At 69.4% G+C, this 13,947-nt stretch carries 13 protein-coding genes; 4 read left to right on the top strand and 9 right to left on the bottom strand.

Annotated features, from left to right (window positions below; all coding sequences use genetic code 11):
* From lipA to sucB, 4 genes are all read right to left on the bottom strand, one after another.
* Nucleotides 1-1,011: a lipoyl synthase gene (lipA, locus tag QC765_RS12825; protein ID WP_278314841.1), complete on the bottom strand. Its 1,011-nt coding sequence runs from the start codon at nucleotides 1,009-1,011 to the stop codon at nucleotides 1-3.
* Between the two features lie 57 nt (nucleotides 1,012-1,068).
* Nucleotides 1,069-1,851, bottom strand: coding sequence for a lipoyl(octanoyl) transferase LipB (gene lipB / locus QC765_RS12830; protein ID WP_278314842.1), 783 nt, complete (start codon nucleotides 1,849-1,851; stop codon nucleotides 1,069-1,071).
* Nucleotides 1,852-1,901: 50 nt separating this feature from the next.
* Entirely contained in the window at nucleotides 1,902-2,801 is a 900-nt protein-coding gene (locus tag QC765_RS12835; protein ID WP_278314843.1) for a TIGR01777 family oxidoreductase, read from the bottom strand.
* A 120-nt stretch (nucleotides 2,802-2,921) separates the two neighbouring features.
* Nucleotides 2,922-4,715: a 2-oxoglutarate dehydrogenase, E2 component, dihydrolipoamide succinyltransferase gene (gene sucB / locus QC765_RS12840; RefSeq protein WP_278314844.1), complete on the bottom strand. Its 1,794-nt coding sequence runs from the start codon at nucleotides 4,713-4,715 to the stop codon at nucleotides 2,922-2,924.
* A 259-nt stretch (nucleotides 4,716-4,974) separates the two neighbouring features.
* Between sucB and QC765_RS12845 the strand changes: the two genes are divergently transcribed.
* Nucleotides 4,975-5,331, top strand: coding sequence for an oxidoreductase (locus tag QC765_RS12845; protein ID WP_278314845.1), 357 nt, complete (start codon nucleotides 4,975-4,977; stop codon nucleotides 5,329-5,331).
* Nucleotides 5,332-5,555: 224 nt separating this feature from the next.
* Here the strand turns inward: QC765_RS12845 and QC765_RS12850 are convergent, their stop codons facing one another.
* A complete protein-coding gene (locus QC765_RS12850) occupies nucleotides 5,556-7,109 on the bottom strand; it encodes a leucyl aminopeptidase (protein ID WP_278314846.1) in 1,554 nt (517 codons plus the stop codon).
* 136 nt (nucleotides 7,110-7,245) lie between these two features.
* On the opposite strand from QC765_RS12850, the gene gcvT reads away from it, so the two are divergent.
* Entirely contained in the window at nucleotides 7,246-8,370 is a 1,125-nt protein-coding gene (gene gcvT / locus QC765_RS12855; protein ID WP_373876750.1) for a glycine cleavage system aminomethyltransferase GcvT, read from the top strand.
* Nucleotides 8,371-8,394: 24 nt separating this feature from the next.
* Nucleotides 8,395-9,498: a branched-chain amino acid aminotransferase gene (locus QC765_RS12860; protein ID WP_278314847.1), complete on the top strand. Its 1,104-nt coding sequence runs from the start codon at nucleotides 8,395-8,397 to the stop codon at nucleotides 9,496-9,498.
* 48 nt (nucleotides 9,499-9,546) lie between these two features.
* Here QC765_RS12860 and QC765_RS12865 read toward each other — a convergent pair whose 3' ends face one another.
* From QC765_RS12865 to QC765_RS12880, 4 genes are read right to left on the bottom strand one after another with little or no spacing between them, the layout of a single operon-like run.
* Nucleotides 9,547-10,341, bottom strand: a complete 795-nt coding sequence (locus tag QC765_RS12865; RefSeq protein ID WP_278314848.1) for an adenosylcobinamide-GDP ribazoletransferase — start codon at nucleotides 10,339-10,341, stop codon at nucleotides 9,547-9,549.
* Nucleotides 10,338-11,402 (bottom strand): nicotinate-nucleotide--dimethylbenzimidazole phosphoribosyltransferase, encoded by a 1,065-nt coding sequence (gene cobT / locus QC765_RS12870; RefSeq protein ID WP_278314849.1) that lies wholly within the window; start codon nucleotides 11,400-11,402, stop codon nucleotides 10,338-10,340. The genes QC765_RS12865 and cobT overlap by 4 nt, the downstream gene beginning before the upstream one ends.
* A 40-nt stretch (nucleotides 11,403-11,442) precedes the next feature.
* Nucleotides 11,443-11,967: a bifunctional adenosylcobinamide kinase/adenosylcobinamide-phosphate guanylyltransferase gene (gene cobU, locus QC765_RS12875; protein WP_278314850.1), complete on the bottom strand. Its 525-nt coding sequence runs from the start codon at nucleotides 11,965-11,967 to the stop codon at nucleotides 11,443-11,445.
* A gap of 6 nt (nucleotides 11,968-11,973) precedes the next feature.
* Complete coding sequence (locus tag QC765_RS12880) at nucleotides 11,974-12,672, bottom strand: DUF3043 domain-containing protein (RefSeq protein WP_373876751.1); 699 nt, start codon at nucleotides 12,670-12,672, stop codon at nucleotides 11,974-11,976.
* Nucleotides 12,673-12,794: 122 nt separating this feature from the next.
* Between QC765_RS12880 and QC765_RS12885 the strand changes: the two genes are divergently transcribed.
* Entirely contained in the window at nucleotides 12,795-13,898 is a 1,104-nt protein-coding gene (locus QC765_RS12885) for a glycerate kinase (RefSeq protein WP_278314851.1), read from the top strand.
* The last annotated feature ends 49 nt before the right edge of the window (nucleotides 13,899-13,947 follow it).

The raw sequence follows: 13,947 nt of genomic DNA on the forward strand, positions 1-13,947 counted from the left end.
CTATCCCTGGTATCGGGCGAGGACGGCGCTGGCTTCCTGCGACGCGGCACCACCCCGGTCGAGATGCGCGAGGTTCTCGGGGATGCTCTCGCCGCGATGAGCGATCGCCTGCGCGTACAGTCGCCCTGCCCGGTAGGAGGAGCGCACCAGTGGCCCTGCCATCACCCCGGCGAAGCCAAGCTCGCGAGCTGTATCGGAGTGCTCCACGAACTCCTCCGGCCGCACCCAGCGCTCCACGGGGTGGTGCCGCGGCGAGGGACGCAAGTACTGGGTGATAGTGATGATGTCGCAGCCCGCCTCGTGCAGATCAGCGAGAGCCTCGGTGACTTCTTCAGGAGTCTCGCCCATCCCGAGGATCAGGTTCGACTTCGTGACGAGCCCGGCATCGCGCGCCATGGTGATCACATCGAGGGACCGCTGGTAGCGGAAGGCCGGGCGGATGCGGCGGAATACGCGCGGCACGGTCTCCACGTTGTGGGCGAGCACCTCGGGGCGGGAGGAGAAGACCTCCTCGAGCTGGCCGGGGTCCGCGTTGAAGTCCGGGATGAGCAGTTCCACGCCGGTGCCGGGATTCAGCGAGTGGATCTGCCGGACAGTCTCGGCGTACAGCCATGCGCCACCGTCGTCGAGATCATCGCGGGCAACGCCGGTAATGGTGGAATAGCGCAGCCCCATAGCCTGCACGCTCTCGGCAACACGGCGTGGCTCGTCGAGGTCGAGCGCCGCGGGCTTGCCGGTGTCGATCTGGCAGAAGTCACAGCGCCGGGTGCATTGGTCGCCGCCGATGAGGAACGTCGCTTCGCGATCCTCCCAGCATTCGAAGATGTTCGGGCAGCCCGCTTCCTCGCAGACGGTGTGCAGGCCCTCGCGGCGCACGAGGCCCTTGAGCTCCGTGTACTCGGGTCCCATCGTCGCGCGCGTGCGGATCCAGCCCGGCTTTCGCTCGATGGGGGTCTCCGCGTTGCGAACCTCGACGCGGAGCAGCTTGCGTCCTTCTGGTGCGACAGTCACGATCTCGATCCTACGCTTGGGTGCAGTGGTCATCAGTGGCCGCGAGGCCACGCACGGCTAGGTGAAGCTGTACGTCGTCACCCGGGGGCCGGGGACATGATCGCCCGCGGCGGGGGAGGGTCGCGGCACGGGATGCTCCGAGACGGGGAGCTCCCCATCAAGCGCCAGTGCCACGGCGTCCGTGACGGCAGGAATGACGTCGTGGACGGTGATCTCGCGGCCGAGCTCGCGCGAGAGCGAGGTCACCCCGGCATCGGTGATGCCGCAGGGGATGATCGCATCGAACGCATCGAGCACATTGTTGCAGTTGAGCGCGAACCCATGCAGCGTGACGCCACGGGCGACGCGGACGCCGATCGCCGCGATCTTGCGCTCCGGCAGGAACCGGGTCTCGCCATCGGGCCCTGGCTGCGCGCCCGCTGGCAGCCACACGCCAGATCGTCCGTCGATCCTCCCGCAGGGAACACCGAGGCCGGTGACCACCGAGATGAGTGCTTCCTCGATCCGCCGCACGTAGCCCACCACATCGATGGGCTCGGCGAGAGCAACGATGGGGTAGCCGACGAGCTGGCCGGGGCCGTGCCAGGTGATCTTCCCGCCCCGATCCACGTCGATGACGGGCGTGCCATCGGTGGGCCGCTCGGCATCGACGGTGCGCCGCCCGGCCGTGTAGACGGGCGGGTGCTCGAGCAGCAGGACGGTGTCGGAGCCCTCGCCGCGGGCGCGTGCGCCCGCGATCTCGCGCTGCCGGGCCCATGCTGCGAGGTAGTCGACCGTTCCGGCCTCGACGAACTCCAGCGCGGTCACGGATGACCGGGCGGAAGCGCTGCGCTCACTCATGGAAGCCACCGTACTCCTCGCGGGGGCGGCCCATGCCCGGTGCGCGGCGCCTAGGAGTGGCTCGATGCGGCGAGAGTGGCATCGAGCGCCTCGCGGATCGTGTTGTGCACGAAGTCGAACCCCGCGGCCTCGAGCTTGGCCGGTATCGCGCGCTGGCCGCCGAGGATGCCTTCCGAGGCGAACTCTCCGACGGCGGCCTTGAGCGCGAAGCCGGGCACGATCCATGGCGCCGGGCGGTGCGTGGCCTTGGCGAATGCCCGGTTGAACTCCGCGTTCGTGACAGGAGCAGGCCCGGTCAGGTTTACCGGGCCCTGAAGAGCCTCGTTGCCAAGGATGAACTCCACGGCCCGGACGTGATCCTCCAGGCTGATCCAGGGGAAGTACTGCCGGCCATCGCCGAGACGCCCGCCGAGGCCGAGCTTGTAGAGGGGGATCAGCTTGGGCAGCATGCCTCCCGCGCGGGAGAGGACCACGCCGGTGCGGATGCAAGCGACCCGTGTGCCCTGCGTCGCGTGCCGCTGCGCGGTCGCTTCCCATTCCTCGCACAGGCTCGCGAGGAAGCCCTCTCCGGCGGGCGAGGACTCATCGACCTTCTTGCTGCCAGTGTCGCCGTAGAAGCCGACAGCGCTCGCGCTGATCATGGTGGGAACCCCTGCGGCCGCCGCGGCCTCGCCCAGCACCTCGGTGGGCCCGATCCGGCTATCGCGCAGCTCCTGCTTGTACGCGCCGGTCCAGCGCCGATCACCGATGCTCGCGCCACCGAGGTTGATCACCGCATCAGTGGATGCGAGAACCGCGGGGTCGAGCCGTGCCGTGGGGTCCCAGCGCACCTCGTCCGGGGCGTGCGTCGCGCGCCGGACCATGCGAACGACGTCATGCCCGCTCGAGCGCAGCGCCGCGACGAGTGCCGTGCCGATCAAACCTGATGATCCCGCGATTGCCACGCGCATGCGGGTACCGCCTTCCTTCTTGTGAAGCGACTCCTTCGTGCAGCGCCGGGAGCTCGATTGCCCTGGCGCGGGCCTGCCCGAAAGGCCGGGCCCCGGCATGTTGTGCCAGGGCCCGGTCGCTCAGAGGTCGAGATCGGCGTTGAAGTCGCCGTCCTCGAGACGTTCCTTGATCGTTGTCATGAACCGGCCCGCATCAGCGCCATCGATGAGCCGGTGGTCGTAGGTGAGCGGCAGGTACGCCATCGAGCGGATCGCGATCGCGTCGTTGCCGAACTCGTCAGTGGTGACCACCGGGCGCTTGACGATCGCGCCCGTGCCCAGCATCGCCGACTGCGGTGGCACCAGGATGGGCGTATCGAACAGGGCCCCGTTGCTGCCGATGTTCGTCACTGTGAACGTGCCGCCGGTCAGCTCGTCGGGCTTGAGGCCTCCCGACCTCGCCCGCTTCGCGAGATCGGCGATCGCCTTGGCGAGCTCGGCGACCGACATGTCCCCGGCGTTGTGGATGACGGGGGAGAGCAGCCCGTTCTCGGTATCGACCGCGACACCCAGGTGCTCGGCGCCGTGGTAGGTGATCTCCTTGGCGTCCTCGTCGTAGCTCGCGTTGATATTCGGGTGCAGGCGCAGTGCCTCCACCGCGGCCTTCGCGAAGAACGGAAGGAACGTCAGGTTGACACCGTGCTTGTCCTTGAACGCGGCCTTGTGCTCGGACCGCAGTACCGCCACACGAGTGAGATCGGCCTCGTGGGTCTGGGTGAGCTGCGCGGTCTCCCGCAGCGACTCACGCGTGAGCTGCGCGGTGATCTGGCGGATGCGGTTGGCCTTCTGCGAGGTGCCCCGCAGCTTCGCGAGCTCGGGACGGACGCCGGCAGGAGTGCCAGACTTCTTCGGCGCCGACTCTGCGGCAGGCTTCTTCGTGGACTCGGCCGCAGCGAGGACGTCTTCCTTGCGGATTCGGCCACCGACGCCGGAACCCTCGACCGAGGAGAGGTCCACATCGTGCTCCTTGGCGAGCTTGCGGACCAGCGGCGTCACATATGGCGTGCCACCCGACGGCTTGGATTCCGGCTTCTTCTCGGGCTCCGGCTCGGGCTTCTTCTCGGGCTTCTTCTCGGGCTCGGGCTTCTTCTCGGCCTTGGGAGCAGGCTCGGGCTCGGGCTCTTTCTCGGGCTTCTTCTCGGGCTCGGGCTTCTTCTCGGCCGACTTCTTCGGGGCAGGGGATCCGCTGCCGATGATGGCGAGCTGGCCACCGATCTCAACGACCTCATCCTCTTCTGCCGTGATCTCGAGCAACGTGCCAGCCACGGGCGAGGGGATCTCGGTATCGACCTTGTCGGTGGAGACCTCGAGCAAGGGCTCGTCGACCTCGACCTCGTCCCCCACGGCCTTCAGCCAGCGGGTGACGGTTCCCTCGGTGACGGATTCACCGAGCGCGGGCATCGTGACCGGAGTCCCGTCGCCCCCGTCGCTGTCGCCGTCCGATGCGGCAGGCTCGTCTTCCTCAGCCTCGTCGTCGCCGGACTCGTCGTCCTCGGGCTCGCTGTCATCGGTCTCGTCGCTCGCTGCCTTCTCGGAGTCAGATTCCTCCGCGGGAGCGTCCTCGGACTCGCTGGCAGCCTCTTCATCGTCCGCCTCGGAATCGTCGTCCGCCTCGGAGTCTTCGTCGCCGGACTCGTCGGCGTCGCTGATCACCGCGAGCTCCCCGCCGATCTCGACGACGTCATCCTCCTGCGCGACGATCTTGCTCAGGACGCCCGCGGCGGGGGAGGGGATCTCGGTGTCAACCTTGTCCGTCGATACCTCGAGCAACGGCTCGTCGACCTCGACGGTATCGCCTTCCTGTTTGAGCCACCGCGTGACGGTGCCTTCGGTGACGCTTTCACCTAGGGCGGGCATTTCAACGGAGAAGGCCATATCCTTCGACTCCTCGGCGCTCGATGGGGCTTAAGGCGGATCGCTTCGCGGCCGTAGCGAGGCGATCTCTATTGTGCTTGTGGCGCAGGCGTTATGTGGGCAGATGCTCAGATCCACGCAAATCCCATGACGTCCACCACGACCCATCCTTGCACCCCTCGGTCCCGCGCGCACGGCCGGTACCTATGGCGGCCCGGGCGGATGTCGCGCAACCTGCTACGGGTAGGTGCTTCCGCTGTTTTCCTGGCAGCATCGGGATATGGGAATCTTCGGACGATTTCGTCAACCACGCGGCAGCGCCGCCGCCCATGTGCGCGGCATGCGGGACAGCGACCTCGCCCACCTCGCGGACTGGGCCGCGGCGCGCACCGGGGTGGAGGGCTTCGTCGAGCCGCCGACGTTTGTCAACGAGATGACCGTGGTGCTCGTGGCCAAGGACGGCGAATGGACGCGCCGCCGCGTCCACAACGCCAAGATCGCCCGGAGGGTCGGCGAGAAGCTGGGCATCCCGCTCTATGACGTGCAGAAGACCGGCTACCCCCAGCGCATGAGGGATCACAACGAGCGGCAACGCATCATCGAGAAGCGCGCCCGGCAGGAACGCGACCGCGACTAGGCGTCGCGGCTGGCCCGGTGGATCCGTTGCCGGTGGGTGCCTCAGCTCGAGCCGTCACCCAGCCCTCCCAGGCCGCAGCCAGCCATCCCAGGCCGCAAACGCGATAGAAGCTGCTAGAAACCCAAGGCAGCTTCTATCGCGTTTGACAGTATCCCGTGCTTTTGCCGCGCGGCGGGGCCCCAGCCCCAGCGGAGCCCCACCCCCAGCGCCCCAGCCCCACCGGATCAGCCGTTCGCGGCGACGTCCTCGAGGACCGCGAGCATCGTGCGCACGGGCACGCCGGTGCCGCCCTTCGGCGTGTATCCCCACGGCGCGCCGGTGTTGAATGCCGGGCCCGCGACATCGATATGTGCCCAGTTGGCACCGTCGGCGACGAATTCCTTGAGGAACAGCGACGCCGAGAGCATCCCGCCCCAGCGGTGGTTGGTCACGTTCGCGAGATCAGCGACCCGCGAGCCGAGGTCAGCGCGCAGCTCGGTGGGCATGGGCATCGCCCAGCCGTTCTCTCCCGCCTGCTGGGACAGCTCGGCGACCCGGTCGCGGAAGTCCTCGGTGCCCATCACACCGGGTACGCGGGTGCCCAGCGCGACCATCTGCGCGCCGGTGAGCGTGGCGGTGTCGATGATGTAGTCCGGTGCATCCTCGGCGGCGCGCACCAGTGAGTCGGCGAGGATCAGGCGGCCCTCCGCGTCGGTGTTGAGGACCTCGACGGTGGTGCCCCCGTAGTGGGTGATGACATCGCCCGGGCGGGTGGCATTGCCCGAGGGCATGTTCTCGGCCATCGGTACTGTGGCGATCACGGTGACGGGAAGCTCGAGGCGCGCGGCGAGCAGCACGGTGGCGATCACCGCTGCCGCGCCCGCCATGTCGGAGGTCATGTTCTCCATGCCGGCCGCGGGCTTGATGGAGATCCCGCCAGTGTCGAAGGTGACGCCCTTGCCGACGAGCGCCACGGTCTTGCCGCCGTTCTCCGGCCCGCCCCGGTAGGCGATGCGGACAAGGCGGGGCTTGCGCGCCGAGCCCTTGCCGACCGCGACGATGCCGCCGTATCCGCCGGACTCGAGGGCCTTCTCATCAAGGATCTCCACATCGAGCCCGGCGTTCGCGGCGAGCGTCGCGGCTCGCTCGGCGAACGCGCCCGGGTAGAGGTGGCTCGGCGGGGTGTTGACGAAATCGCGGGCGATGGCGACAGCGTGGGCGATCGCTTCGGAACGCGCGATCGCTTTCTCGGTCTTCTTGGCCCCTCCTTCGGCAACGATCAGGTCCACGGAGCCGAGCGGGCCCGCGCTGGCATCGGGCGCTGACTTGGGGGAGCGGAACTCGGTGAACGAGTAGGAGCCGAGGCAAAGGCCCTCCACCACGGGCGCGATGCCCCGCGAGTGCAGCAGCGTCGCCGCGGACCGCACGCCGGTCAGGGAGCGGGCAGCGGTGCCGGCGATGCGGCGGACCTGCTCGGCCTCGATCTCGTCGCGACGGCCCGCGCCCAGCCCGACGCCCAGCACCGATTGGGCAGCCACGCCCTTGGGCGCGGGGATCCTCGTGATCTGCTCGGCCTTGCCCGTCGCTCCGGCAGCCTTCAGCGCGGCCACGACCGCGGATTGGGTGTCCTTGTCCCACACGGAGTCCGCGCCATCGACGGAGATGGACTTCTTGCCCTGGGCGACACCGACGATGACCACCTCATGCCGCTTGGCGATCTTGCGGGCCACGCCGACTGCCGGGAGGGTGGACCGGTGGTCTGCTGTCCTGGAATCGGTGGACTTCGGGTTGTCGCTCACGTGACGCTCCTTGGGATGCTCAATGCGAATAGGGTGCGCTGGACTAGCGCTGCGGGGTGCCCGGCGGGGCCGCGCCGCGCCATGGACGCCCCTCGGCTAGAGGCTACCGCCCGTGCCGCCGGCTAGCGTGGACGCCGTGAGTCCCGAGCATTCCCCAAATTCCTTGCTGGCTAGTCCGGCCAACGATGTCCATGTGGGCGCGGGCGCCACGTTCGCTCCGTTCGCGGGCTGGTCCATGCCCATCTCGTACGGCGGCGTGGTGGCGGAGCACAACGCGGTCCGCGAGGCGGTGGGGATCTTCGATGTCAGCCATCTTGGCAAGATCCTCGTCACGGGCACCGGTGCCGCCGAGTACATCAACAGCACGCTCACCAATGACCTGCAGCGCATCAGCCCTGGCAAGGCGCAGTACACGCTGTGCTGCGACGAGAGCGGAGGCGTGGTCGACGATCTCATCGTCTACCTCGTCAGCGAGAGCGAGGTGTTCCTCATCCCCAACGCCGCCAATACCGCCGAGGTGGCGCGGCGCCTCGAGGCCACCGCTCCGGCTGGGGTGAGCGTGCAGGACCAGCACCGTGATCACGCAGTGCTGGCCGTGCAGGGGCCGCGCTCCGCGGAACTTCTCGAGCTCGAGGAACTGCCCACGACCATGCCGTACATGGCGTTCGCCGACGCCACCTGGGAGGGCGCGGGCGGATCCGCGGTACGGATCTGCCGCACCGGCTACACCGGGGAGCAAGGCTACGAGATCGTGCTTCCGAGCAGTGCTGCCAAGGCAGCGCTCCAGCGGCTCGCGGACCGCGCCGAGCAGCTAGGGGGCAGGCTCGCTGGCCTCGGTGCGCGCGACACGCTGCGAACGGAGATGGGCTACCCGCTCCACGGCCACGAGCTGTCCCTCGAGATCACCCCGGTCGAGGCGCGCTGCGGATGGGCCGTGGGCTGGCGCAAGCCCGCTTTCTGGGGGCGGGAGGCCCTGCAGCGACAGCGCGAGGCCGGGCCCGGACGGACGCTGTGGGGCCTGCGCGCGCTCGGCAAGGGCGTGCTGCGCCCCGGGCTCTCCGTCCTCGGGGCGGAAAACAAGATGATCGGGACGACGACGTCCGGTACGTTCTCCCCAACGCTGAAAACCGGCATCGCGCTCGCGCTCCTCGACACCTCCGCGGACATCACCGCGGGCGCCACAGTGACGGTCGACGTGCGGGGACGCCACATTCCCTGCGAGGTCGTCCGTCCACCGTTTGTCGCACCGAGGACCCAGTGACTTTTCGCGATAGGATTTTCGCTCATGACGACGCTGCCCGAGTTCACCCGTTCCGCACATCCAGCGCCCCGGCCACAGGTCGAGCGGGAGCAGATTCTGCGGTCCCCGGGGTTCGGTACGCATTTCACCGACCACATGGTCGCGATCCGCTATTCGCGGCAGCAGGGCTGGCATGACGCCCACGTGCAGCCGTATGGCGCCATCACCCTCGACCCGGCGGCCATGGTCCTGCACTACGGGCAGGCCATCTTCGAGGGGCTGAAGGCATACCGGCAGCCCAACGGCACCATCGCCTCGTTCCGCCCCGACGCGAACGCCCAGCGCTTCCGCAGCTCGGCGCGCCGCATGGCCATGGCGGAGCTGCCCGACGAGTTGTTCCTCGAATCGCTGAAGGAGCTCCTCGCCGTTGATGAGGCGTGGGTGCCCGAGGCAGGCGGGGAGGAGTCGCTCTACCTCCGGCCGTTCATGTTCTCCACCGAGGCAGGGCTTGGCGTGCGGCCCGCGAAGGAGTACCAGTACCTCCTCATCGCGTCCCCGGCCGGCGCGTACTTCAAGGCTGGTGTCCGTCCCGTCAGCGTCTGGCTCTCCACCGAGTACGTGCGCGCCGCACCGGGTGGCACGGGTGCCGCGAAGTTCGCCGGGAACTATGCCGCCTCGTTGCTCGCCCAGGCGGAGGCAGCTGACCAAGGCTGCGACCAGGTCGTGTGGCTCGATGCGATCGAGCGTCGCTTCATCGAGGAAATGGGGGGCATGAACCTGTTCTTCGTGTTCGGCTCGGGCGCCGACGCACGACTCGTCACCCCCGAGCTCTCGGGCTCGCTGCTGCCCGGCATCACGCGGGAATCCCTGATCCACCTGGCGGAGGACGCGGGCATCCCGGTCGAGGAGCGCCGCATCTCGGTCGAGGAGGTCGACGAGAAGTCCCACAACGGCGAGATCACCGAGGTCTTCGCCTGCGGCACCGCAGCGGTGATCACGCCGGTCGGCCGGGTCAAGCACACCGGCGGCGAGTACATGATCGCTGACGGCGAGCCGGGCGAGGTCACGCTCGCGCTGCGCGATACCCTCACCGGGATCCAGCGCGGCACCTTCGAGGACACGCGCGGCTGGATGCAACGCCTGCTCTGAACCGCGCATCACGCCAGGGGCCTGGCCACCGATCCGGTGGCCAGGCCCTCATGCTCCCAGCAGCAATCCCACGGCGGCGATCAGCACGGTCAGTTCCAGAACGGCACCGAGCACATCGCCATTGATGCCGCCGAGGCGCCGGGTGCAATGCATCACGAAGACCAGCGCGAACGCGAACGCCACCACGAGGACGATCACCCCATGCAGCGGGCTGCCAGGCACGGCGACGGTCGCGATGAACAGGGCAGCCGCCACCCATGAGCCGATCGTCGCCCACGATTGGCTTCCCGCGACAAGTGCCCCGAACCCCTCCGGCCGTGCTGCCCGCAGCCCGGGGCGGCACGCGATGACCACGGCGACACGCCCGGCCGCGATCGCGACGGCGATGGCGACGAACATGCTGGCCCCAGCGAGCGCGCCCAGGGCCAGGCCCTGACCGATAAGGACGACGACGAGGGTGGCGATCCCGAACGGTCCCGAGCCGCCCGCGTGCATGATGCGCTGAGCCCGGTCCGGTGGCCCGAACGTCCCCAGGCCATCAGCGGTATCGGCGAGGCCGTCGATGTGCAGGCCACGCGTGGCGAGGGCCAGGAAGCCCACTCCCAGGATGCCAGCGAGCATGGCGGGCAGGCCGAGCGCGAGCATTCCCCACAGCAGCAGCGTTGTCGTGATTCCCAGCACAAGGCCGATCAGCGGGGTGACCGCGATCGCCCACGCGCTTGCTTGGCGGTCTATGAGCTGCGGTCCGCGCACGGGCAGCACCGTCAGCCACGAGAACGCCAGGCGCGCCCCGTCCACGGTGGGGTTGCTGCTCGTGCTGCCGCGCGTGCGACGGGGGCTCATCGATCACTCACCCCGGCCTCCGCGAAAGTGGCCATTCGTGCCAGCGTCGCCACGGCCGCGGCCAGGACGGGCAGGGCCACCGCGGCACCGGAGCCCTCGCCGAGCCGCATGCCGAGGTCCACGATCGGCTCGAGCTGCAGCCTCCGCAGCGCGATCGCGTGCGCGGGCTCGGTGGAACGATGTCCTGCCAGCCACCAATCGCGTGCTCCCGCGGCGAGGTCCTCGGCGACCAGCGCTGCGGCGGTCACTACTACGCCGTCGAGGATCACCGGGGTGCGACGCAGCGCCGCCTGGGCAAGGAACCCTGCCATCGCCGCGATGTCCGCGCCCGCGCTCGTGGCCAGCAGCCGTATCGGATCGCGCGCCACGACCCTGCCGCGGCGCATCGCGTCCCGCACGGCGGCTGTCTTGAGCATCCAGGCATTGTCATCGATCCCAGTGCCCCTGCCGACGGCGGCGATCGGCTCGGTGCGGGTCAGCGTGGCCACGAGCACCGTTGCCGGAGTGGTGTTCCCGATTCCCATGTCCCCGGCGATGAGCAGGTCGGCGCCCGCGTCGATCTCCTCGTCCGCGATGGCTCGTCCAGCCGCCACCGCGGCGACCGCCTCCTCGTGCGTCATGGCGTCCTCGGTGTCGATGCGCCCGCTGGAGCGGCGGACCTTGTGCGCGCGCACCGACGGCGGGGTATCGCCATCGACGCTGATATCGACCACGCGCACGGTCGCCCCGGCGTTCTCGGCGAGGCAGTTGATGGCGGCCCCGCCATCGAGGAAGTTCCGCACCATCTGCACGGTCACCTCGGGCGGGTAGGCGGAGACGCCGTGGCGGGCGATGCCATGGTCACCGGCGAAGATGACGATGCGGGGGCGGGTGAACGGAACGGGTGGGCATTGGCCCTGGCATGCCGCGATCCAGGTCGAGAGCTCCTCGAGCCTGCCCAGCGAGCCCGCGGGCTTGGTCAGCACTCCCTGCCGCTGCCAGGCCGCGCGCCGTGCCTCGCGATCCGGCTGCGGGATCGGATCGAAGACGCTGGGATCGTCCGGGCGTTCCTGGTCACTCAACTGCTCCAGCCTTTCTCGCCGGCCGCGCGACAGGCGGGGATCACTTCAGCGGCAACGGGATTCCCGCGACCACCAGGACAACTTTCTCGCATTCCTCCGCGATGCGCGCGTTCAACACCCCGATCTCGTCCCGGAATGCCCGGCCCGACCGGGTCTCGGGCACGATGCCCATCCCTACCTCGGGGGTGACGAGCACCAGCGGGGCCGGGTAGCGGGCTACGGCGTCGACGAGGCCGTCGACGGCTGCGCGAGCCCGCTCCGGCTCTGCCCACGCATCGAGGCGATCCATCACCGACGCGAGCCACATGCCGAGGTCGTCGATGATCGTGGGCGAGGCCGGTTCGCGGTCGAGCTCGGCGACCAGGTCCTCGGTGCGCACTGTCATCCAGTGCGCCGGGCGCCTCAGCTGGTGCGCGTGCACGCGCCGCGCCCATTCGTCATCACCAGGACGATCGGGTGCCGTCGCGATGTAGCGAACCTGCTCGGCCGTCGCCCAGGCGGAGATCACCTGCTCGCCATGGCCAGACTTGCCGGATCGCGCTCCTCCGAGGACCAGGCAGCGCATGGCGGGCTAGACCGCGTCGCCTGGCCGGACCTGTGGCTTGGGCACCCGCAGCCGACGGATCTGTGTCGCGCGGACGAAGGCGTACCAGCCAATGCCCAGGCCAGTATCGTCGCTGTCGGGGAAGCGCTCGCGGACCCGGTTGCTGATCTGCCGGCCCAGCACGATCCCCTCGATGATCATGAAGATGAGAAAGACCATCATGCCCAGCGTGATGATGGCCTGGATGTCCGGCGGCATGAACAGGGTCAGCAGCACGAGCAGCGCCAGCGGCATGAACAGGCCAGCGAGGTTGCGCCGCGCATCGACGTAGTCACGGGCGAGCTTGCGGGTCTTTCCCCGGTCCCTGGGCAGCAAGTAGTCCTCGTCGCCGGCCATCATGCGGGCCCGTCGCTCATTGGCGCGCGAGCGGCTCTCGGCGTTGAAGCGCTTGCGCTCCTCCTTGGACATCTTCGGCTTCTTGCGCTGCTCGGCCTTGAGGGCCTTCTTGCGTGCTCGTGCCTCGGCTCGCGTCATCGGGGGAGGCATGAGGGGGCCGCGCGCGCCTCGGCGGGCCTCGTTGCGCTTCGGGGTGGGGCGGCCCTTGCCGGGGGTGTGCCCGGAAGGCTGCGCCGACTGCCCCTGCTCCAGCTGGTCCTGGGCTGGTCCGTCCTTCGCGGAGGGATCATCAGGATTGCTGCCGCTGCTGCCACGTCCGGTGAGTTTCACGGGTTTTAGGGTAGGCGATCTGGTGATCCGGGCAAACCAGGGCACGCTTGCGGGCAGTCGGATGTGGTTTTCCTCGCACCTGGGTGGCTTCAGGGGCGCAGAGGGCCGGCGATACTGGTGGCATGAGGATCGTGCTGGCCCCGGACTCCTTCGGGGGCACGCTCTCGGCACGCGAGGCCGCGCTCGTCATGCGCGACGCGTGGCTGGCCGAGCGGCCGGGGGACCAGGTCGATCTCCTCCCGCAATCCGACGGCGGCCCCGGATTCGTTGACGCGCTGGCCACGCGGGGTGGCGAGGTGCTCGAGGCGACCGTGAGCGGGCCACTTGGTGGCCGCGTGCGGGCGCGCTGGTTGCTCCAGGGCGCGGGTCGTCCGGAGCAGGCGCCGGGCCGGGTCGCGTACGTGGAGGCCGCTCAAGCCTGCGGGCTGCACCTGCTGCCTGGACCGCCCACGCCATCCTCGGCCTGGGCGGCCACGAGCGCGGGTGTCGGGGACCTGCTGCTTCAGGCAGCCGGGCAGCAGCCCGGATCGATCGTCGTGGGGCTGGGTGGCACGGCCTGCACGGACGGTGGCTGCGGCATGCTCGAAGCGCTGGGTGGGGTCGAGCAGGGTCGGCGGGTGCTCGCCGGAACGACGCTGGTCGCTGCGACGGACGTCACGAGCCCTTTGCTCGGGCCACAGGGCTCGGCCCAGGTTTTCGGCCCGCAGAAGGGCGCTGATGCGCGCCTGGTCGCTCGGCTCGAGGAGCGGCTTTCCCGGGCGAGCACCTGGTTGCTCGACGAGCAGGGGGATGCCGTGGCCTTGCGCGAGGGGGCCGGCGCGGGCGGTGGGATCGGCGCTGCGCTGCTCGCGCTCGGGGGCGAGCGTGTCTCGGGCGCGCGGCTAGTCCTCGACGCCACGGGCCTCGGTGATGCCTGGGGCAAGGAACGGCGGGTGGATCCGATCGACCTCGTGATCACGGGCGAGGGGCGACTCGATGCCCAGACGCTGGCCGGTAAGGTGGTGGCCGAGGTGGCGGGCCGGTCGCTCGCGACGGCCGGGGCGGATCGCGTGCCCGTGATCGCGGTGGTGGGCAGTTGCACGCTCGACGAACCGGATTGGCGACGGCTGGGGCTTGATGACATCCTCTCGCTGTCAGTGCTGCGCGGGTCGATGAGCGCTGCGATCGGGGACGCCGCGGCGGCGCTCGCGGATGCCATTTCGCTGCTTGCTCGTCGGTACCACTAGGGCACGGGCGGCCCTGATCGGCGCATGGACGGGTAGGGGAATATCCGGA

Source organism: Hoyosella levis, from assembly GCF_026008515.1.
GTDB lineage: Bacteria > Actinomycetota > Actinomycetes > Mycobacteriales > Mycobacteriaceae > Lolliginicoccus > Lolliginicoccus levis.

What these genes read in the sequence shown, in the direction of transcription:
- lipB (WP_278314842.1), bottom strand. Translation starts at nt 1,851, where the DNA reads ATGAGTGAGCGCAGCGCTTCCGCCCGGTCATCCGTGACCGCGCTGGAG.
- QC765_RS12835 (WP_278314843.1), bottom strand. Translation starts at nt 2,801, where the DNA reads ATGCGCGTGGCAATCGCGGGATCATCAGGTTTGATCGGCACGGCACTC.
- sucB (WP_278314844.1), bottom strand. Translation starts at nt 4,715, where the DNA reads ATGGCCTTCTCCGTTGAAATGCCCGCCCTAGGTGAAAGCGTCACCGAA.
- QC765_RS12845 (WP_278314845.1), top strand. Translation starts at nt 4,975, where the DNA reads ATGGGAATCTTCGGACGATTTCGTCAACCACGCGGCAGCGCCGCCGCC.
- QC765_RS12860 (WP_278314847.1), top strand. Translation starts at nt 8,395, where the DNA reads ATGACGACGCTGCCCGAGTTCACCCGTTCCGCACATCCAGCGCCCCGG.
- QC765_RS12865 (WP_278314848.1), bottom strand. Translation starts at nt 10,341, where the DNA reads ATGAGCCCCCGTCGCACGCGCGGCAGCACGAGCAGCAACCCCACCGTG.
- cobU (WP_278314850.1), bottom strand. Translation starts at nt 11,967, where the DNA reads ATGCGCTGCCTGGTCCTCGGAGGAGCGCGATCCGGCAAGTCTGGCCAT.
- QC765_RS12885 (WP_278314851.1), top strand. Translation starts at nt 12,795, where the DNA reads ATGAGGATCGTGCTGGCCCCGGACTCCTTCGGGGGCACGCTCTCGGCA.